The sequence below is a fragment of the Serratia sp. JSRIV002 genome, assembly GCF_019968725.1.
In the GTDB taxonomy this organism is placed as follows: domain Bacteria; phylum Pseudomonadota; class Gammaproteobacteria; order Enterobacterales; family Enterobacteriaceae; genus Chania; species Chania fonticola_B.
Map to the genome: position 1 here is coordinate 1,660,501 of NZ_CP074143.1, position 20,706 is coordinate 1,681,206.

19 protein-coding genes are annotated in these 20,706 nt (G+C 52.5%); 4 read left to right on the forward strand and 15 right to left on the reverse strand.

The features are described 5' to 3' along the window. The first annotated feature begins 5 nt into the window (after positions 1 to 5). Positions 6 to 884 (forward strand): phage tail protein, encoded by an 879-nt coding sequence (locus tag KGP26_RS07685; protein ID WP_223665246.1) that lies wholly within the window; start codon positions 6 to 8, stop codon positions 882 to 884. A 25-nt stretch (positions 885 to 909) separates the two neighbouring features. On the opposite strand, the gene KGP26_RS07690 is transcribed toward KGP26_RS07685, so the two are convergent. Beyond that, positions 910 to 1,926: an acyltransferase gene (locus tag KGP26_RS07690; RefSeq protein ID WP_223665247.1), complete on the reverse strand. Its 1,017-nt coding sequence runs from the start codon at positions 1,924 to 1,926 to the stop codon at positions 910 to 912. Between the two features lie 287 nt (positions 1,927 to 2,213). Here KGP26_RS07690 and KGP26_RS07695 point away from each other — a divergent pair, with 287 nt between their 5' ends. Next, a complete protein-coding gene (locus tag KGP26_RS07695; protein ID WP_223665248.1) occupies positions 2,214 to 4,463 on the forward strand; it encodes a hypothetical protein in 2,250 nt (749 codons plus the stop codon). Positions 4,464 to 4,479: 16 nt separating this feature from the next. Next, on the forward strand, positions 4,480 to 4,875 hold the full coding sequence (locus KGP26_RS07700; RefSeq protein WP_223665249.1) for a hypothetical protein: 396 nt from the start codon (positions 4,480 to 4,482) through the stop codon (positions 4,873 to 4,875). 329 nt (positions 4,876 to 5,204) lie between these two features. On the opposite strand, the gene lipB is transcribed toward KGP26_RS07700, so the two are convergent. The 12 genes from lipB to leuS all read right to left on the reverse strand — a co-directional run bounded on the left by lipB (position 5,205) and on the right by leuS (position 17,737). Then, positions 5,205 to 5,873, reverse strand: coding sequence for a lipoyl(octanoyl) transferase LipB (lipB, locus tag KGP26_RS07705; RefSeq protein WP_223665250.1), 669 nt, complete (start codon positions 5,871 to 5,873; stop codon positions 5,205 to 5,207). Between the two features lie 135 nt (positions 5,874 to 6,008). Continuing rightward, entirely contained in the window at positions 6,009 to 6,275 is a 267-nt protein-coding gene (ybeD, locus tag KGP26_RS07710; RefSeq protein ID WP_021180010.1) for a DUF493 family protein YbeD, read from the reverse strand. 102 nt (positions 6,276 to 6,377) lie between these two features. Continuing rightward, positions 6,378 to 7,589 (reverse strand): D-alanyl-D-alanine carboxypeptidase DacA, encoded by a 1,212-nt coding sequence (gene dacA / locus KGP26_RS07715; protein WP_021805336.1) that lies wholly within the window; start codon positions 7,587 to 7,589, stop codon positions 6,378 to 6,380. A 184-nt stretch (positions 7,590 to 7,773) separates the two neighbouring features. Further along, on the reverse strand, positions 7,774 to 8,853 hold the full coding sequence (gene rlpA, locus KGP26_RS07720) for an endolytic peptidoglycan transglycosylase RlpA (protein ID WP_223665251.1): 1,080 nt from the start codon (positions 8,851 to 8,853) through the stop codon (positions 7,774 to 7,776). A gap of 10 nt (positions 8,854 to 8,863) precedes the next feature. Continuing rightward, positions 8,864 to 9,976, reverse strand: coding sequence for a peptidoglycan glycosyltransferase MrdB (mrdB, locus tag KGP26_RS07725; protein ID WP_021805334.1), 1,113 nt, complete (start codon positions 9,974 to 9,976; stop codon positions 8,864 to 8,866). Positions 9,977 to 9,984: 8 nt separating this feature from the next. Further along, positions 9,985 to 11,880 carry a peptidoglycan DD-transpeptidase MrdA gene (mrdA, locus tag KGP26_RS07730; RefSeq protein WP_037375141.1) on the reverse strand — a complete coding sequence of 632 codons (1,896 nt, stop codon included), beginning with the start codon at positions 11,878 to 11,880 and terminating at the stop codon, positions 9,985 to 9,987. Between the two features lie 38 nt (positions 11,881 to 11,918). Next, positions 11,919 to 12,389 (reverse strand): 23S rRNA (pseudouridine(1915)-N(3))-methyltransferase RlmH, encoded by a 471-nt coding sequence (rlmH, locus tag KGP26_RS07735; protein WP_004949595.1) that lies wholly within the window; start codon positions 12,387 to 12,389, stop codon positions 11,919 to 11,921. Positions 12,390 to 12,392: 3 nt separating this feature from the next. Continuing rightward, positions 12,393 to 12,710, reverse strand: a complete 318-nt coding sequence (rsfS, locus tag KGP26_RS07740; RefSeq protein WP_021180005.1) for a ribosome silencing factor — start codon at positions 12,708 to 12,710, stop codon at positions 12,393 to 12,395. A 183-nt stretch (positions 12,711 to 12,893) separates the two neighbouring features. Continuing rightward, a complete protein-coding gene (gene nadD, locus KGP26_RS07745; RefSeq protein WP_223665252.1) occupies positions 12,894 to 13,556 on the reverse strand; it encodes a nicotinate-nucleotide adenylyltransferase in 663 nt (220 codons plus the stop codon). Then, a complete protein-coding gene (holA, locus tag KGP26_RS07750; RefSeq protein ID WP_218519706.1) occupies positions 13,546 to 14,580 on the reverse strand; it encodes a DNA polymerase III subunit delta in 1,035 nt (344 codons plus the stop codon). Before holA ends, nadD begins: the two co-directional genes overlap by 11 nt. Further along, positions 14,577 to 15,140, reverse strand: a complete 564-nt coding sequence (gene lptE / locus KGP26_RS07755) for an LPS assembly lipoprotein LptE (RefSeq protein WP_021805330.1) — start codon at positions 15,138 to 15,140, stop codon at positions 14,577 to 14,579. Before lptE ends, holA begins: the two co-directional genes overlap by 4 nt. A gap of 14 nt (positions 15,141 to 15,154) precedes the next feature. Next, positions 15,155 to 17,737, reverse strand: coding sequence for a leucine--tRNA ligase (gene leuS, locus KGP26_RS07760; protein ID WP_059200133.1), 2,583 nt, complete (start codon positions 17,735 to 17,737; stop codon positions 15,155 to 15,157). Positions 17,738 to 18,005: 268 nt separating this feature from the next. On the opposite strand from leuS, the gene KGP26_RS07765 reads away from it, so the two are divergent. Next, positions 18,006 to 18,488, forward strand: coding sequence for a zinc ribbon-containing protein (locus KGP26_RS07765; RefSeq protein WP_021180000.1), 483 nt, complete (start codon positions 18,006 to 18,008; stop codon positions 18,486 to 18,488). Between the two features lie 53 nt (positions 18,489 to 18,541). Here the strand turns inward: KGP26_RS07765 and KGP26_RS07770 are convergent, their stop codons facing one another. Together KGP26_RS07770 and KGP26_RS07775 are read right to left on the reverse strand one after the other, a co-directional pair. Beyond that, complete coding sequence (locus KGP26_RS07770) at positions 18,542 to 18,937, reverse strand: hypothetical protein (RefSeq protein ID WP_094983090.1); 396 nt, start codon at positions 18,935 to 18,937, stop codon at positions 18,542 to 18,544. Positions 18,938 to 19,498: 561 nt separating this feature from the next. Continuing rightward, positions 19,499 to 20,458 (reverse strand): IS110 family transposase, encoded by a 960-nt coding sequence (locus KGP26_RS07775; protein ID WP_059199085.1) that lies wholly within the window; start codon positions 20,456 to 20,458, stop codon positions 19,499 to 19,501. Positions 20,459 to 20,706 lie beyond the last annotated feature (248 nt).

Genomic DNA, 20,706 nt, shown 5'->3' on the forward strand with positions numbered 1-20,706 from the left:
TTATCATGAGAAAAGTAGGAAGCACAACTGATACAGCAGATGCAAATGGTGAATATACGAATGGCAATGTGGCGCAGGGCATCCCGCCGACTATTATCAATGCCGAGATGTTGAACACTTTCCAGCGCGAGTTAATTGGGGTTGTTGAGAGCGCTGGTATTCCATTAGATCCTACAGACGACAATCAAGTTGTTAAGGCAATAAATAAAATAGTTGGCGGTGGACGTCTTCTAAATGTAAAAACGTTTACGGTGTCCGGTACATATACACCTACGCCGGGGACAAAACTTGTTATTGTTGAAGCGGTTGGGGGCGGTGGCGGAGGTGGAGGTTGTTCAACTCCCGGAACAGGAATGGTGTCAGCCGCCGCAGGCGGTAACGCGGGGTCTTATGGTCGGGGAATGTTCGCTATCTCAGGAAGCGTGCCTGTGACGATTGGTAGTGGTGGCGAAGGTGGAATCTCATCAACAACACCTACTGGGGCTACCGTTGGAAAGCCTGGTGGAGACACTGAATTCGGCACATTTATGATATGTCCGGGCGGGCTGTCTGGATTGGCGGCAAACTCATTCACCATCCCAAATATCTGTCAGTCAATCCCCCCGAAAAGCAACCCTACGGTAGGGGCAAATATATCATCAATTGATGGAGAACCAGGTGGTAATGGTCTTGCGATGACAACTGGCATATCAGGAAAAGGGGGGGGAAATCCACTTGGTTCCGGTGGTGCGCCTGCTGGTGCTACAGGAGGATCCTCTGTCGTAGGTAATAACGGCTCAGGGTTTGGCTCTGGAGGGAGCGGAGCTTTCGCCGGATCTCTGGCAAGCGGAAAAAATGGGGGGGCAGGCGCCCCTGGAGTTGTGATTGTGTGGGAGTATACGTAAGAAACCACTCTAAACTAAATCGTCCTTACGCGGGCGATTTAGTTGACCTTGGTCTTATTCTGTCTCTGATTTTATTTACTCTTTTGTCGAAAATATAAAGCGCGATAGAACCAATGATTGAGAATGAAAAGCATACGACGAAAGTTAAAGGCGTCCTTGGCTGCATTTCAAATGCGCTTATTACAACAAATCCAATGGGTATATGAGATAAGTAAAGAGGATACGAGAGGTCACCGAGAAATTTCCCAAATTTTGATTGGGGGATGTTTATTGAATTAACAATAAATAAAATAGAAAAAGCCATTGTAAAATAAAACCCAAAGGTTGATATGTATCGCCAATCCGAGTTGTTGTAACCAATAAGCATAAAATATGCTGTTATTGAGTAACAGGTAGTCAGGCCTAAAACAGATATAGCGATCGCGCCATTAAATCGCAGCACTTTGTAAGGGAAGAATCTAGCAGCACAACCGAGAGCGAATCCGAGTGACCCTGCCAAGATATCGCCATACCTAGAATTCCAATCAAGGCCGGCGTCAGTTGCAGTAAGCATGAAATATGCATGGTATGCGATTGACATAATTACCCATATAATAATTGATTTAGCTCCGAGTCTAACCAATAAAGGAATTACCGCATAAAAAAATAGCTCTACAAATAGAGTCCAACTTGGAGGAATTGTTCTATCTTGAATGCTAAAATCAAGCCCGATCAATGTTGTATTCATAAGCCAGCTTTTAACTGTTTCTGGGATGGATAAATTTGGATCAACCGCCCTAGCGGCATCACTCCCAATAATAGTTAGAGCTAATATTGTAAAAGTAAACACCACTAGATACGTAGGGTATATTCTCAGTAATCTGTTCGCTGCGTATTTTCTGACACCAGCAAGACTTGTACCATAACGCTCACAAATAATTGTGGTCATAAGAAATCCGCTGAGTATATAAAACGAAAAAACTGCATATCGGCCAACACCGCCAATAACCCACAGATGATTGGCGCAGACTAACACCGACAGTACAAACCTAAAGTAGCCCATAATTACCCAATATCTGTCTAATCACTTCTTGTCCTGGATGCTGACCTGAGTCGCCCCGCACACATCTTAATGCTTAGATACTATCATCAAATTTTATTGGTTGGGATATGTTTCCATTGAGAGCCTTATGCATTTGGGGGGGGGGAAGTGTGATCGGTTCCATGATTGAGCGTTAATCGCTCAAGCTTCACGTTACCTTCTTCTACGATACGATGAGTAGTTAATTGCGGATGATGGTATGAAAAACCCTATAAATATCAACAATAAAATTACCATTAGGAAATTTTATGCCCCAGAGATACAAAACCGGAAACCCGCGTCCTTCAAACAGCATGAAGGACTTAAACGATAACGCCTTGGCTTATGATGATTTTATAAATAGTGACGCTGACCATGCCTTAGACCGATTTGATCGAGTTAGGAGAACATGGGTTGGAATGGAGCGTCATTTTGATAGGTTGATGAATGGGTTTAACTCCGTTTTCGATGCACTTATTATCTATTTCAAAGGTAAAGCTTATGATGCAATATCGGCGATTGGATGGCAGGAGCTTGGTAATTGGGTCGTAAACATAACGTTGATCAACCGTCAACAAGTAGTTTGGCATGATAATGCTTGGTACAAATTTATCGGAGCATTACCCCATACCATAACAGGTGGTTCACCAGGAGAGGATGGAGGCATATGGTCTAAAGATAACCCATCTGGGTTATGGGTAAATATTGGTGATGCAAGCGTTCGCTGCGATCTGGCTAAGGGGGATGGCCTTAAATACATCGGACGGTGTCCTGATATCGCAACCCTACGTACTATAGTCCCTGAGTTTACCAGCCAGAAGATCGATGTGATTTCATACTATGAAGGGTGGGCAGCAACACAGAATGGTGCAGTTGGCGGTGGTTTTTTTACATCGGTAAATGATGCAACAACTTCTGATGACGGCGGAATTTTTATCCGTGTTAACTCATCAACTGGGTGGCGTCGCGTTGTAGAGAACTCTGTTCTTGTCACACATTTCGGAGGGCGCGGTAATGACTCTGATGAAACAGCTATCATTCAGCGCGCTATAAATTCAGTTGCACTGAATAAAATCAAGTTAGTCATAGATTCTGGCTTTTCGTTTTCAGCGCACGGCATCGTTATTGACTCTAGGCATAATGGAATACGCATTGATGGCGATGGGTGGATTAAATTCTACGGCAACGGCGGAACTCAGCAAAACAAACCAAGTAACATTGTAACTGGGGCTGACTATTGTATTTATGTAAATGGCGTATCCAATGCTGAATTATCTCTCCAAGTTGATGGAAACTCAGCTTCAAAGCTTGATAACGAGCAAATCCACTCGATAGGTATGTTTGGCGGTAAAAACATCAGCATGTCAAAATTGCGGTTCAAAAACACTCGCGGCGATGGGCTTTACATTACTCAGTCCAACGGTAACGTTGAATCGGCGATCCCTGAAAATGTGAACATTGATTTTATCGAGTCGATTAACGAAACGTTCGACGGACGTAACGCAATATCCGTCATTTCAGTAAATGGCCTGAACATTACGACCATGGTTTCATTGCGGCATGGTGGGATCGTTGGCGGCGTCTACCAGCCTGGAGGCCTAGATATTGAGCCTAACTACTATTTCCAGAAGTGCTACAACATCACCGTAAAATCCTATCGTGCGCTTTGCGCGGGCAGTCAAGGGCTTACGATAGCAGGTAAGCAAGCTACCGGCGATTTTGGCGAGTTCTGCGTTAAAAACGTTCACTTCGATAATGTTGATGTGGAAATGACAGATATCGGAAGAAATCGCGCTGATGTAGTCCTCATTAACGGTGTGAATGATGTATTTGTTAGAGGCTTCGCGAAGACTACTGCGCTATACACGGGCGACTATGTTGGGTTGCACGTTGTTGGCGCTACTGGGGTAGATGCCAATATAACTACACGTCGGTGTAAGCATGCTGCCTGGCTCGGTTACACTCCTGTGCTTGGCTTACGCAACACGTACTCATCGCGATTTATAATTAATGCCGATCGCTACCATGACGGGGTTAGCATCGGCTGGGCTGATGGTTTCACTGTTGATTTCATTGGTATTAACCCGACCCAGATGGGGACTGGAGACATGGGGCATTTGCAATATATTGCTAACCCTGGAGAAAGCACCCCGATCCGCCGCACGAAAGTATCTGTTCGCACTTCTGGTTATGAGGGCTTTTTGGAGAGATTGGATTATGGTATTCGAGTAAATCCATCTCAAACCCCTGCAATATACAAAGGGACAAATTACATTATTGATAGTGATTTGACGAATGTTCTGCACAATCCTGCAAGTGGGAAAAACCGTATGCAGGGGACCAAAGATATTGTTAAAACAAACATAGATGGTGTAACCCCTTATCCAGGAACCCCAATTTCCGGAACTGATATCTGGGGTGACGGTGATATAGTTTTCGACACTAACGCTTCCACTTCAAAAGTGGTGGGCAGAGTTTACACATCAACAGGATTCCAAGTATTTAGTCAGCTACCTTAATTATAAGAGGTTTAAAATGCCAATCAGGGTAATTAAAACTACATCTACAGCTATAGTCACGTCAGATTTCAATCTATCCATTCCCGGCAAGGATATGGAGGTCAATGCGCTGTACACATTAACAGATGTGACAATCTCAGCAGATGGCAATGGGATGGCAAAGTTCTCTCTGTGTATTAATGGCGTTAGCGAGGGGATTACACAGTCATTTCCGTTTTTAATTCAAAGCACATCTATTTTTGTTGAGGTGGAAAAAATTATCGATGAGTTGCCTCAGTTCTCAGATGGTAGGATCGAACCCCTTATCGAGATGCCCGCCAGTGATGAACCGGAATATGAGTCGGCACCGGAAGTCGGCGAAGAACCGGCACCAGGTGAAACACCTGCACCGGTCGAAGAACCTAAGGAGTGATAGCAGCGCCGGGAGAAATCCCGGCCTCTACGTTGCTATGGGGCATAAATGGGGCAAAAACTTTGCAAATATGGGTAGAGTTGAGCGGGCGAGGTTGAAACGGAAAGGTAGAAAAATTCAGTTAAAACATAGGATAAGCAGGCTTAAGCAGACTTGGTAAAAAGAGGCTCAGTACTGTATAGACGTATTGAGCCTGATCTCCCTTGGTTTACATCAGGTTAATAAAAAACCAGCATGCAACTATTTGATTTTGTTAGGTCACAACTGCCGGTTTTTGATGTGATTAGAAATGGCAAAAAATAACTTAAGTTAATGAAATAAATAGGTTTTTATGGGTATTCGTGTACATTCCAGTTACGAAGCTCGACCGTCTGGTAGCCGAGTAAATGTACAAATTCCTGTACCAGAATGGGATGCACATCGGCGATCCCGACACCTGGTGCCAGCGCGCTGACTTGTGTCATCTGCATTCCGGCATAACCGCAGGGGTTGATGCGTTGGAAAGGGGTGAGATCCATAGCGACATTCAGGGCCAGGCCATGAAATGAGCTACCTTTGCGGATCCGCAAGCCTAATGAACAAATCTTTTGTTCACCCACGTACACGCCGGGCGCATCCGGGCGCGCGCGTGATTCGATCTTGAAATGGGCGAGGGTATTGATAACGGTCTCTTCCAAGGCCGTGACGAGTTGGCGAACACCCACCTTGTTGCGCTTCAGATCCACCATCACGTACATCACCTGCTGGCCGGGGCCATGATAGGTGACCTGGCCGCCGCGATCGCTCTGGATCACCGGGATATCGCCTGGCATCAGCAGATGTTCTGCCTTACCGGCCTGCCCTTGGGTGAACACGGCTTGATGCTGCACCAGCCACAATTCATCGAGCGTGGATTCGTCGCGGTGATTGGTGAAGCTGTGCATGGCTTGGGATACAGGCTCATAGGGCTGCAACCCTAGCTGACGGAGAATGATCTTATTGTGTTGCAAGCGGGGCATCGTCAGGTTACAGAAGTGGTAAAAACATTATACCGGGCGCTCTGGCCCGCGACCAGCATTTATCCCTGGCGAACCAGAGCAACCCGGACAGCGGTGGCGCTGAACCAGGTTGGCTGGCAGGGAGTTATGCTGTAATTACAGCACCATACGGACAATTTCAATATTGCCCAACTCTTCATATAACGTTTCCACCTGATCGATATGGGTGGCGGTGATGGTGATGGAAACGGAGTGGTAGTTGCCTTTGCTGCTCGGTTTGACCTGAGGATTGTAATCCCCTGGAGCATGGCGTTGCACCACTTCAACCACCTGGTCTACCAGCTCGGGGTGTGCCAGACCCATTACCTTGTAGGTAAAGGTACAAGGGAATTCGAGCAGTTCGTTCAGTTTAGTCTTTTGCATGTAGGTGCGCTCCAGCTGTGGCGGATCTCTAAATTATAACTCCCGCCGGGGCGGGAGTTAGTGTTAATTGTTATATGGGGCCGAACTCAGCCGATTCAAGGGTTAACCGAACCAGTGATGGAACATCAGGCGGATATAATCCACGATGCGGCCAAAGAAGCCACCTTCTTTCACTTCGTTCAGCACCACCAGCGGGCGCTGATCGATGGTTTTGCCATCCAGCTGGAAATTGATGGTGCCAACGACCTGGTTTTTGGCCAGCGGAGCATGAATTTCCGGGGTGTTCAGCACATAGCTGGCTTTCAAATCTTTCATCCGGCCGCGTGGGATGGTCAGGTAGGCATCTTTGTCTACGCCCAGCTCAACGCGATCGGCATCGCCGAACCAAACGGGTTCAGAAGCGAACTCTTTGCCTGCTTTCAGTGGTGCGACGGTTTCAAAGAAGCGGAAGCCCCAGGTCAGCAGTTTTTTGCTCTCGGTTTCGCGGCCTTTATAGGTACGGCCACCCAGCACGGCGGAGATCAGACGCATCTGGCCTTCCGTCGCTGAAGCTACCAGGTTATAACCCGCCGAATTGGTGTGGCCGGTTTTAATCCCATCGACGTTCAGGCTGGTATCCCACAGCAGACCGTTACGGTTCATCTGACGGATATTGTTGAAGGTGAACTCTTTTTCTTTATAGATAGCGTATTCGTCTGGCACATCGCGGATCAGCGCCTGGCCGATCAACGCCATATCACGCGCCGAGCTGAACTGACCTTCCGCATCCAGGCCGTGCACGGTTTGGAAGTGGGTGTTTTGCAGGCCGAGCTGTTTGACGTAGGTATTCATCAGGTTCACGAACGCATCCTGGCTACCTGCGACGTAGTCCGCCATGGCGACACAGGCATCGTTACCGGATTGCAGGTTGATACCACGAGTCAGCTTGGAGACCGGTACGCGGTCCCCCGGCTTGAGGAACATCAGTGAGGAACCTTTGAACACCGGGTTGCCGGTAGCCCAGGCATCCTGACCCACGGTGACCAGATCGTCCTGGCCAATCTTGCCGGATTTCAGCGCCTGGCCGATGACGTAGCTGGTCATCATTTTGGTCAGGCTGGCAGGGTCGCGGCGTGCGTCGGCGTTCGATTCCGCCAACACTTTACCGGAGTTGTAATCAATCAGGATGTAGGCCTCGGCATCAATCTGCGGCACACCTGGGATCATGGTTTTAATATTAACGTCGTCTGCGTGGGCAACTGACGCTGCGCTGAGCGCGATGGCAGTGCCAAGCGTGAGGCTTTTGATTAAGCGAAAAGAGGTTACCTGTTTCATGATCGGGACTACAACATCCGTAAAAGTTAAGTTAAAAAACGAGTCACACTATAGCAGACGGGGCCCCGGCAGGCATTAGCCATTCGGCCGACAGTAGGGGGTTTACACAGATTTACCTGAAAGAAAATGTTTCAGATAAGTCAACGACCTGCTGTCGGCGGCATCGGCCAGCCGAGTTTCACGACTAGGGTGCGGCAGTGATAAAGGACTGTTGTTGTGCCTCACTGGCCAGACGCTGTTGCAGCTGTGCGGCCTGTTGACGATTGCTGAACGGGCCAAGCTGCACGCGGTAGACGGCGCCGTTGGCGGCGACCTTACCAGGAACGCCAAACTGCTGGCTCAGCTGTTGTTGCCAGCTTTGCGCACGCTCGGCATTACTCAGGGCACCTACTTGTACGACATAGCTACCGCTGGTACTGGCTGCGGCTGCGGTGGCCACAACCGGGGTTGCAGTTGGCGCGCTGATGACCGGTTGGGGTTCTGTCCCTTCCAATACGCCAGGGGCTAACGGCTGCGGCGCACCAAGGAAACCACCGCTACGACCAGTGGAGGCGGCAGGGGTAGTGCTGTTGTCGTTGTAGTTCATGCTGCCGTTGTCAATCGTTTGAGCGGCAGGGGCGGCAATCGGTGCTGATTGCTGCATCGGTGCATCCATACCGCTGCCGGAACTGAGATCCGGGCGTGGAGGCAGGGCGTAACTCTGTTTGGCGACGACGGTACCCACGGTACCAGGGCCGCTCAACGTGCCGTCTGGAGCAACCTTGATAAAGTCGACCTTCACCTTGGTGTTGCTGGACAGGTTGAGGCGATCGGCGGCAGCTTTGGACAGATCGATAATCCGGCCAGAAGTATAAGGGCCGCGATCGTTCACGCGTACCACCAGTTGACGACCATTGGCCAGGTTAGTGACGCGTACATAGCTAGGAATAGGCAAGGTGGGATGTGCAGCGGTCAGCGCATTGGGATCGAACCGCTCACCAATGGCGGTAGTGTTGCCGTTGGCCTCTTCACCGTACCAGGCCGCCAGGCCGGTTTGCGAGAAGTTCTGCGGATCTTGCACGATACGATAAGTGTCGCCATTAACCTTATAATCCTGCAGGGTACCAGGGTTATAGGGTTCATAGTGAGGCTCCACGCCGCTGATTTCGGTCACCGGCCCGTTGTAGGCTTGTTGCACCGGAGCCTGTGTTTCTTCCGTCGTGGTACAGGCGGAAAGTAATACCGCAGCAGCAACCGCGCCGACCCAAAGCCATTCCTTACGCATTGCACACCTCTTATAGATTTTTAGACAACATTTTCCGATGCGTGTGGATCGACATCACGATGCCGAACCCAGCCATGAGTACGATCAGCGCCGACCCCCCGTAACTGACCAAAGGCAAAGGTACGCCAACTACCGGTAAAATGCCACTGACCATACCAATGTTAACAAACACATAGACAAACAGGATCAGCATCAGCCCACCGACCATGACGCGGCCAAAGGTGGTCTGTGCCCGGGCGGCAATCATCAACCCGCGGATAATCACCAGCAGATACAGCACCAGCAGCACCAGTACGCCGATCAGGCCAAGTTCTTCCGCCAACACCGCGAAGATAAAGTCGGTATGGCGTTCCGGCAGGAATTCCAGCTGAGACTGAGTGCCGTGCAGCCAGCCTTTACCCGATAGGCCACCAGAGCCGATGGCGATTTTCGACTGAATAATATGGTAACCGGCCCCTAACGGATCGCTTTCCGGATCGAGCAGCATCATCACGCGGTCACGCTGATAGCCGTGCATCAGGAAGAACCACAACACCGGGATAAAGGCGGCCAGCGCTACGGCAGCCACAGCGATCAGCTTCCAGCTCATTCCCGACAGGAACAGCACAAACAGGCCAGAGGCGGCGATCAGGATCGAGGTGCCCAGATCGGGCTGTGCGGCAACCAGCAAAGTGGGCAGGAAGATCAGCACTAGCGCGATGCCGGTATTCTTCAGCGAAGGCGGGCACACGTCACGGTTCATAAAGCGTGCCACCATCAGCGGCACGGCGATCTTGGCGATTTCCGAAGGCTGGAAGCGCACAAAGCCCAGATCCAGCCAGCGCTGCGCCCCTTTACTGATTTGGCCAAAGGCATCCACCAGGATCAGCAATATCACGCAGAAAATATACAGGTAGGGTGCCCAGCTTTCATAAACCCGCGGTGGGATTTGCGCCATCACGCCCATCACGATCAGCCCCATCAGGATCTGGCCGATTTTGCGCTCCATCATGCCCATATCCTGGCCGCTGGCGCTCCACATCACCACGGCGCTGTAGATCAGCAAGGCCAGAATAAACAGCAGAAATGTCGGGTCGATATGGATTTTGGTCCAGATAGAGCCCTTTTGTTGGCTTTCAGTCATGTTCTACCTTAATCACCTTCTATACCTGGCGGCAGCGGTACTGCATCCGGTAATTGCGTATTGTTGTCGCCCAACAGGATGTGGTCGAGGATTTGGCGGGTAATGGTACCTACCGCCGGGCCTGAACCGCCGTTCTCCAAAATGATGGCCACCGAAACCGTTGGGTTATCGTAGGGCGCAAAGGCGGTCATCAATTTATGGTCCCGCAGGTGTTCAGCGAGTTTGTGGGCGTTATAGGTTTCATAGCCGAATACCTGCGCGGTACCCGATTTTGCCGCGGCTTTATACGGTGTCTTGTCAAAGAACTTGCGCGCCGTGCCGTTAGGCCGGTTGGCAACGCCGTACATGCCGTCTTTGGCTATTTCCCAGAAGCCTGAATGGATATCGCCGATCTGCTTGCTCTCTTTTTGCTTGAACGGCACCAATACGCCGTTGATCTTGGTACTTTGCAGCAGATGCGGATCTTTGACGTTGCCGTCGTTAATCAGGGTGTTCAGCGCCTTGGCCATCTGGATTGGCGTAGCGGTCCAGTAGCCCTGGCCGATGCCCACCGGAATGGTGTCGCCCTGATACCACGGTTTCTTGTAACGTTTGAATTTCCAGTCGCGGGTTGGCATCAGGCCGGAACGCTCTTCGGAAAGATCGATACCGGTATATTCGCCGTAGCCGAATTTGGTCAGCCAGGTGGATAGGCGATCGATCCCCATGTCGTACGCTACCTGATAGAAATAGGTATCCGCAGATTCCTCCAGCGCTTTGGTGACGTTGAGGCGGCCATGGCCCCATTTTTTCCAGTCGCGGAAGCGTTTCTCTGACCCTGGCAATTGCCACCAGCCCGGATCGAACACGACGGTATTTTTGGTGATCACCCCGGCACTTAGGGCGGAAACGGCAATATAGGGTTTAACCGTGGAGGCCGGAGGGTACACCCCTTGGGTGGCACGGTTGATCAGCGGGCGGTTCGGATCGTTGAGCAGCCCCTGATAATCCTTGTTGGAGATACCATCAACAAACAGGTTGGGATCGTAGCTAGGGTTGGAAACCATCGCCAAAATTCCCCCGGTGCGCGGATCGCTGACCACGACGGCGGCACGGCTACCCACCAGCAACTGCTCGATATAGCGTTGCAGGTTGAGATCCAGCGTCAGATAAACGTCTTTACCGGCGGAAGGGGGTTGCTCATGCAATTGGCGGATCACCCGGCCACGGTTGTTGACTTCAACCTCCTCATAGCCGGTTTTGCCATGCAGGACATCTTCATAATAGCGTTCGATACCCAGCTTGCCGATATCATGGGTGGCGGCATAGTTGCGTAGCTGGCCGTCTTTGTCCAGGCGCTCGAGGTCGCGGTCATTAATTTTCGACACGTAACCGATCACGTGGGTGAGGGCAGACCCATAAGGATAATAGCGGCGTTGATAGCCTTTGACTTCCGCGCCGGGGAAGCGGAATTGATTGACGGCAAAACGGGCCACCTGCACTTCGGTCAGTGGGGTTTTCACCGGGATCGAGACGAAACGGCGCGAGCGCTTGCGTTCTTTTTCAAAGTTGGCGATATCGTCGTCGGTGAGATCGACTACCGGGCGTAAGGCCTCCAGCGTGGCTTTTAGATCGTCCACCTTCTCCGGCATCAGTTCCAACTGGTAAATGGTGCGGTTAAGCGCCAGCGGGGTTCCGTTACGATCGTAAATTATGCCGCGGCTGGGGGCGATAGGCAGCAGCTTGATGCGGTTTTCATTGGAGCGGGTGCGGTAATCTTCAAAACGCACGATTTGCAGATTATACAGATTGGCAATCAGGATGCCTGTCAGCACCAGAATGATAAAAAACGCCACCACGGCGCGGCGTACAAACAGGGCGGACTCGGCCGTATAGTCGCGAAAAGGGTTACGTTCTATTTTCATCCCGCTGCTTTTTTTCACTCTGTTACTGTCACCACCGGTTACTCCCGGTGGTAAGGATGATTTGTAGTAATACTCCAGGCGCGGTAGAGGCTCTCTGCCACCAAAACACGCACTAAAGGATGCGGTAACGTTAACGGGGAAAGCGACCAGCTTTGCTCAGCTGCGGCTTTACAGGCCGGAGCCAGCCCCTCAGGGCCGCCAATCAACAGGCTGACGTTGCGGCCATCCTGTTTCCAGCGCTCGAGCTGTTGTGCCAACTGGGGCGTTTCCCACGGGGTGCCTGGGATATCCAACGTAACGATGCGGTTACCTTTGCCCACCGCTGCCAGCATCTGCTCGCCTTCTTTTTCCAGAATGCGTTTGATATCCGCATTCTTGCCGCGTTTGCCCGCCGGGATCTCGGTCAGTTCAAACGGCATATCTTTCGGAAAGCGATGCAGGTAATCCATAAAGCCGGTCTGCACCCAGTCGGGCATTTTGGTGCCGACTGCAACCAATTGCAGTTTCACCGCTTAACCCCAGAGCTTTTCCAGTTCGTACAATTGGCGACTTTCTTCCTGCATCACGTGCACAATCACTTCGCCCAGATCGACCACTACCCAATCGGAAACGGCCTGGCCTTTCATGCCATACAGTTCCATACCGGCATCGCGGGCTTCTTGCACGACGTGTTCGGCAATCGACATCACATGGCGGCTTGAAGTGCCGGTACAGATGATCATGCAGTCGGTGATGCTGGATTTGCCCTGAACATCTAGAGCGACAATATCCTGGCCTTTCATGTCATCAATTTTATCGATAACGAAATCTTGGAGCGCTTTACCTTGCAAAGGTTCCCCCTCGGGTTGTTCTGTTCATCAGGAAGCTGAGGGCAACTGCCCAAAGTCACTGGCCTGAATCGTGATGGTTTCGGCAGGATGCCGCTGAAAGCCTGCTGGTTTTGCCCAGCTAGCCAAGTTCCTTGGGGTTTTCAGCGGATACCTGAAAAATAGCGGCGCAGTATAGCATGCGGCCTATCGATATAAACCCTGTAACTCGATATAACGCTGCACTGGGCGCGGCAGCAAATCGTCACAGCTGATGCCTTGGTGACGGCGCTGGCGTATCTCGGTGGCGGATATCTCCAGTAAAGGGGTATCTGCCAGGTAGATAAACCCGTGCGGCTGGCGGCTGAGCAGGGTGGCATCGGTGATTTGGTGCTGTTCCAGCCAGCGTTGCAGTTCTGGCGTATCCATCTGCTGGTTATAACCCGGGCGCGCCAGCACCAACAGGTGGCAGAAGTGCAACAGGTCTTGCCAGCGATGCCATTTGTGCAGGCTCAGCAGCGAGTCCTGGCCAATAATAAACGCCAGAGGCGCTGCGGCGCCACGTTCTTTACGAATCGTTTCGAAAGTCTCGATGGTGTAGGACGCGGTGGTGCGGTGCAATTCACGATCGTCCACGGCAAATAACGGGGTACCTGCGATGGCCAGCTCAACCATGGTTAGCCGCTGCTGCGCGTTGGCCTCCGGCTGTGGCCGATGAGGAGGCACATGGTTGGGCAACAACGTGACCTTATCAAGGCCGACTTCTTCAGCCAAGGCCGCCACCGGGCGCAGATGGCCGTAGTGGATTGGGTCAAAGGTGCCACCGAAAAAGGCGTGCAGGGTATGTGGCTGTTGCGGGCTAGTAGGCATCGGTGACACTCGTGGCCAGAGGTTTGCCGCAGAGCAGCATCGACAGGGTTTCCAGCTCCGGCCAAACCGACTGGCCGTAGTCTTTCTTGAGGGTGAGCTCAATTTGCGCCAACAGGTGCACTGCCTGCCGCAATTGTTCACCCGAAAGGCGTTGTAGAGCCTGAGTGATCAGGCTGCGGCGGTTCTGCCAGACCTTGAGCTGATCGAATAGCGTACGCAGCGGGATGTGTGCCATGCGGCGTTGCAGGTTCAGCAGCATCAGCAGTTCCCGTTGCAGGGTACGCAGCAAGATCACCGGCTCGACATCCTCTTGCTGGAGCTGCCGCAGGATATGCCAGGCACGTTTGCTCTTGCCTGCCAGCAGGGCATCCAGCCAGTGGAACGGGCTGAAGTGGGCTGCATCGTTTACCGCCTGCTCTACGCGGGGCAACGTCAGTTTACCATCGGGGTGCAGCAGCGAAAGTCGTTCCAACGCCTGCGAAAGTGCTAGCAGGTTGCCTTCATAGCAGTAACACAGCAGTTGATTGGCTGCGTCATCGAGATCCAGCTGCATGGATTTGGCTCGCTGGGCAACCCAACGCGGCAGCTGTGCCTGTTCCGGCGTTTGGCAACTGACCATGACGCCATTGGCGCTGAGAGCCTTGAACCAGGCGCTGTTCTCCTGGGCTTTGGTCAGGCGTGGGCCGCGCAGTACCAACAGGATATCGTCATGCAGCAAAGCGGACAGCTTGACCAGTTGCTCGCCGATCGGGGCCGTTGGGCCGTTCTCGGGGAAAATCAGCAACAGGGTTTGCCGGCTGGCAAACAGGCTCATGGCTTGGCAGATACTGAAGATGGCATCCCAGTCGGTATGAACATCCAGGGAAATGCTGTAGTGCTCGGTGAACTGTTGCTGTTGGGCAGCCTGGCGGATCAGATCCTGGCTTTCCTGCAGCAACAAGGGTTCGTTACCGCTCAATAAATAACAAGCGCGCAGCCCCTCTCGGAGCTGCGCGGCAAGTTGTTCAGGATAAAGACGGATCATTGTGCTGGGGTACTGGCCGCTTTTTCAGCAGCGATAGCGGCTTTTTCTTGCGTTTCTTGCACTGCCGCGTGCACCGCCAGCATCTTACGCAGAATTTGCTGGGCAGCCTGCTCACGCATTTCCTGCATAATGATGTCCTGCTCGGCGTCTTTGGCCAAGGCGGTTAACGGGTTATCAAAGAAAGAGCGGAAGACTTTGACGTTGATCGGATAGATATCATGCCCTGGGATCAATACCTGGGCCTGAACCGTCATCACCAATTGAAATTCGGCCGTTTTACCGTCCTGGAAGATCGAAACCGTATCCTGACTCTGCGTCGAATTGACGATGCGCAGTGACGGGACTTCCTTGTGGGCTGGATCGTATTTGACCACGGTTGCCCCGCTTAGACGCAATTGCTCGCGCACGGCACGGGTTAGTGGGCCAAAGGGATCATAGCTATCCAGGATCAGCGTATGCAATTCTGTGGGCACCTGCGCGGTGCCGCGCAGATGAAAACCGCAGCCGGCGGTGACAAGCACCGCCAACCCCAGCAACAACGTCAGAATACGATGTCGCACAAAGCCTCCTTGAGTTAACCCACAACCAGGTTAAGCAATTTGCCTGGAACATAGATCACTTTACGTACCGTGACCCCTTCCAGATATTTGGCCACCAGATGTTCCTGGGCGGCGCGCTCACGCACTTGTTCTTCGGTAGCATCGGCTGGCACGGTGACTTTTGCCCGCACTTTGCCGTTAACCTGTACCACCACCAGTTTGGAATCTTCCACCATGGCGGCTTCGTCTGCTACCGGCCATGGTGCCGTGTCTACGTCGCCTTCGGCGTTCAACGCCTGCCACAGGGTGAAGCAGACGTGCGGTGTGAACGGATACAGCATACGTACCACGGCCAGCAAGGCTTCTTGCAGCAGCGCGCGATCCTGTTCACTTTCCTGCGGCGCACGGCCCAGTTTGTTCATCAGCTCCATCACGGCGGCGATGGCGGTGTTGAAGGTCTGGCGGCGGCCGATATCGTCGGTTACTTTGGCGATGGTTTTATGCACGTCGCGGCGCAGGGCTTTCTGATCTTCATTGAGCTCGCTGACGTTCAGTGGCTGAACCGCCCCTTGCTCAACGTGGTCGTAAGCCAGTTTCCAGACGCGCTTGAGGAAGCGGTTTGCCCCTTCAACGCCAGATTCTTGCCATTCCAGCGTCATTTCGGCTGGGGAAGCAAACATCATGAACAGACGCACGGTATCCGCGCCGTATTTTTCTACCATCACCTGCGGGTCGATGCCGTTGTTCTTCGACTTCGACATTTTGCTCATGCCAGCATAGACCAGTTCGCGGCCTTCAGGATCGGTTGCTTTGACAATGCGGCCTTTCTCGTCGCGTTCGACGGTGGCATCAACCGGAGATACCCAGACGCGTTCGCCGCTGGTGCCGGTGTAGTAGAAGGCATCGGCCAACACCATGCCTTGGCACAGCAGGCGTTTGGCAGGCTCGTCTGAATCGACCAGGCCAGCATCACGCATCAGCTTGTGGAAGAAGCGGAAATACATCAGGTGCATGATGGCGTGTTCGATCCCGCCAACATATTGATCGACCGGCAGCCAGTAGTTGGCCGCAGCCGGATCCAGCATGCCTTTATCGTACTGCGGGCAAGTGTAGCGCGCGTAGTACCAGGAAGATTCCATAAAGGTGTCGAAGGTGTCGGTTTCACGCAGCGCCGGCTGGCCGTTAACGGTGGTTTTTGCCCACTCGGGATCGGCTTTGATCGGGCTGGTGATGCCGTCCATCACGACATCTTCCGGCAAGATGACCGGCAGCTGGTCTTCTGGCGTTGGCATTACGGTGCCGTCTTCCAGAGTGACCATTGGGATTGGAGCCCCCCAGTAGCGCTGACGGGACACGCCCCAATCGCGCAGACGGTAGTTCACCTTGCGCTGGCCGACGCCTTTGGCCACCAGCTTGTCGGCGATGGCGTTAAAGCCTGCCAGGTGATCCAGGCCGTCGAATTCACCGGAGTTGAACAGGGTGCCTTTTTCGGTCATCGCTTCGGCGCTGACGTCTGGCTTGCTGCCATCCAGGTTCAAAATGACCGGTTTGATCTGCAGATCGTATTTGGTGGCGAATTCCCAGTCACGCTGATCGTGGCCAGGGACGGCCATTACCGCGCCAGTGCCGTATTCCATCAGGACGAAGTTGGCGACCCAGATTGGCAGCTTCTCACCGCTCAACGGATGGATGGCAAACAGGCCGGTGGCCATGCCTTTCTTCTCCATGGTGGCCATTTCGGCTTCGGCAACCTTGGTGTTGCGGCATTCGTCGATGAAGTCTGTCAGCGCCGGGTTGTTGACCGCGCCCTGCTGTGCCAGCGGGTGACCTGCGGCAACGGCGACATAGGTAGCCCCCATAAAGGTGTCTGGGCGGGTGGTGTAAACGGTGACTTTCTCAGCGCTGTCGGCAACGTCGAAGGTGATTTCTACCCCTTCGGAACGGCCAATCCAGTTGCGCTGCATGGTTTTCACCTGCTCTGGCCAGCTTTCCAGCGTGTCCAGATCGTTGAGCAGTTGATCGGCGTAATCGGTGATTTTGATAAACCACTGTGGGATCTCTTTACGCTCAACCTTGGTATCACAGCGCCAGCAGCAGCCGTCGATAACCTGTTCGTTGGCCAGTACGGTCAGATCGTGTGGGCACCAGTTCACCGCCGAAGTCTTCTTGTAGACCATGCCTTTTTCGTACAGCTTGGTGAAGAACCACTGCTCCCAACGGTAGTAGTCAGGATCGCAGGTGGCGATCTCGCGATCCCAGTCATAGCCGAAGCCCAGCAGTTTCAGCTGGTTCTTCATATAGTCGATGTTGTCGTAGGTCCAAGGGGCCGGTGCGGTTTTGTTTTTTACCGCCGCGCCTTCGGCTGGCAGGCCAAACGCATCCCAGCCAATTGGCTGTAGCACGTTTTTGCCCAGCATACGCTGGTAGCGGGAGATCACGTCGCCAATGGTGTAGTTCCGAACATGACCCATGTGCAGACGACCAGAAGGGTATGGCAGCATGGATAGGCAGTAATACTTTTCCTTGCTGGCGTCTTCGGTAACCTTGAAAGTTTGCTTCTCTTGCCAGTGAAGCTGTACGTTCGATTCTATCTCTTCTGGGCGGTATTGCTCTTGCATGGCGGCCGATGGTCCTGTAGGTGTGTAACAGCTACATCCGTAGCATTCTGTGAGTATCTTTAGATCTGCATAGCATAGCTGATAAGACCTGCCAGCAACAACACCAAGCGGTCTGACTCGACGTATTAAAAAAATATCTGTGCCATGATGTGACTCACAATCTGCCAAAACCTCACCTAGCCAAGCCACATCAGTGATTTACGACTAAAATAATAACGAGTAGTTTTAGGGGAGAAGTCCTGTCGCAGTAGTTCATCGAGGAGAAGCTATGAACAAGGTTGCTCAGTATTACCGCGAGTTGGTGACATCACTGACGGAACGTTTAAAGAACGGTGAGCGTGACATTGACCAATTGGTCGCCAGCGCCGAGAAACGTTTGAACGAGGTGGAGGAACTCAGCCGTACGGAAGTGGAGCAGTTGACCCGGGCGGTGCGCCGCGATTTGGAAGAGTTCGCCCGCAGCTATCAAGAGAGCCGGGAGGAATTCACCGACAGCGTGTTTATGCGCGTGATTAAAGAAAGCCTGTGGCAGGAACTGGCGGATATCACCGATAAAACCCAGTTGGAGTGGCGTGAGGTGTTTAAGGATGTCAGCCATCACGGCGTCTACCACAGCGGCGAGGTGGTCGGGCTGGGTAATCTGGTGTGTGAGAAATGCCATCACCATCTGGCTTTCTATACCCCGGAGGTGCTGCCACTGTGCCCGAAGTGTGGCCACGATCAGTTCCAACGCCGGCCGTTTGAGCCTTAAGGCGATTTCCCCTCATGTTGCGTGAGGGGAATTTACAGCTTATTGAGAAAGCATCACTGGCAGGGGGAGTCCCCTCTGTTATTTTGCACCAGAATCTGCGCATCTTCCGTCAGGGCGATATTGGTGCCGTCAGCCAGGCACAATATCGCATAGGAGAGTTCAGTATCCCCTTTTGCAAAGTCCATAACGGCGGCAGCGCTAGCTTTTTCACCTTTCAACTTTACCAGATAGTGGTCGCAATCATCCTGGCAGTTACTCATCGGTGCAAACTGACTCAGACCGAGTTCTTCTATGGTCACTTCACCTAGATGTTCTTTGACGATGCTGTTTTGGTTAAAAGCTAGTGTGGCATCCTGCTTAAGTTCATACCGGACCCAAAAAAACAGTGCCGCGGCCACAATAACGACGGCTAGCAAACCGATCAGTAACTTGCGAAAATATCCTTTCATTCGTCTCTCCCTGTATCATTGTGGCTGCATTGTCTTGTTTTATCGGACGAAAGTAAACCAGTCCGGAGTTATTGCTCTATGTCGAGATAAAGCCCAATCGGTTGATATGGGCTAGCACCTTGACGTCGGTATGATGTCTACGGTGAGTAGCTGATTGTGACGGTACTTCAGCTGGGGATTATGCAGAACGCCGACACGCCGTAAACCCGTTCATGGGGGCTCGCAATCGCGCCTCCATGCGCTCAGCGGTTGGCTAACCTGCATGAGCCCCACCTGCCAGAGGCCTCGGCGTAGCGGTAAAAAGCGGGTTCGGAGTTGTGCTCAGTTGCAGGTGTTAGTTTGTTACAGGACTGATGTAGATAACGTAGATGAGGATGTGGCACGTTCTGTCCCCTCACCCCAACCCTCTCCCACAGGGCGAGGGAGCTGCCCGGCATCTTTGATAAGGCTGTGCAGCTTCGGAAAGTAGGGCATAAGCACAAGAAATCCAAGGTATTACACAGGGCAATCAGCACACTCGATCGGTTCCCTCTCCCTGTGGGAGAGATACCGTCTTGTCGGCTATCCGGCAAGCGGTATTTCCGCATTAAATGTCTTTCCTGATTTCACCACACCATAGGCCAGTTGCAGCAACTTTCGCATCGCCGCACACACTCTTTCTTTGCCCGACTTCCCACGCAACTTTAGCCTTTCTGTTAAGTCTTTAACCACAACATTGTATTGGCCTGCCACTACCGCGGGCATGTATAACGCACTTCGCAGCTCACCGTGCCCCACTTTCGATAACCGGCTTTTCCCTTTAAACATCCCCGACTCACATCGCTGTGGATTCAGTCCTGCGTACGCTACCAGGGCCTTGCTGCTGGTGAACCGACGCAGGTTTCCTGCGAAGGCCAGCAGGCTGGAGCTCAGCATCTCTCCCACTCCAGGGATACTTTTTAGCAACTCGCTGTCCCGTTTCAGGTCAGGGTTATCATCGATGTGCTGACTGATTTTCTTTTTCGTTTCTCGTATCAGTTCATCCAACGTGGCGATGTGCTCATTGAGTGAAGGGACGATGACTGCTTCGGCCACCTCCAGGCGATTTTCTTCCATCTGACGCATCTCTTCCAGGTTCTTAAGATGCCTGACCAACGCGGTCAACTGGCGCTCGCTCAACGGGGCTGGGAACCACGGGGCAGGCTGATGCAGTGCGCAGTAGCGGGCTATCATCGCTGCATCGCTTTTGTCCGTTTTGTTCCGGGCCAGTTCTGTATTGCCGAAGGAATGGATACACGCCGGGTTCATCAGACTGACGTGGTAGTTGTTGTCTGCCAGATAAGTGGCCAGTTCCGTGCTGTAGCTCCCGGTGGCTTCCATACAGACATGACAGTCGCCAAAGCGGCTCAACCAGGCTGCGAACTCGCGGCATCCAGAAGGGGTATTGGCAAACTTTTTGGTTTTATACTTCTGATTGTCCAGCAGTACGGCGACATCAAATTTGTGTTTAGCGATATCAACGCCGACAGGGGTTCTACGCATTATGGCACTCCATAACCATGTCTGAAATTTATCGCCGGACCATCCTTATATGTAGGTGCTCATAGGCACAGGATACCGTTCGGTCTACAAGGCGACAGGGAAATAGACAGCCGGGGCACAATCTCTCCCACGGGCTCATAGGCACTAGGGTTAGGGGGAGCTCACCGGCTATCTCCCGATGATCAGTCGGGGATCTTCTCCGCTAAGGCGGAGAAGATCAAGACATAAGGGTTAGGGTGAGGGGTCAT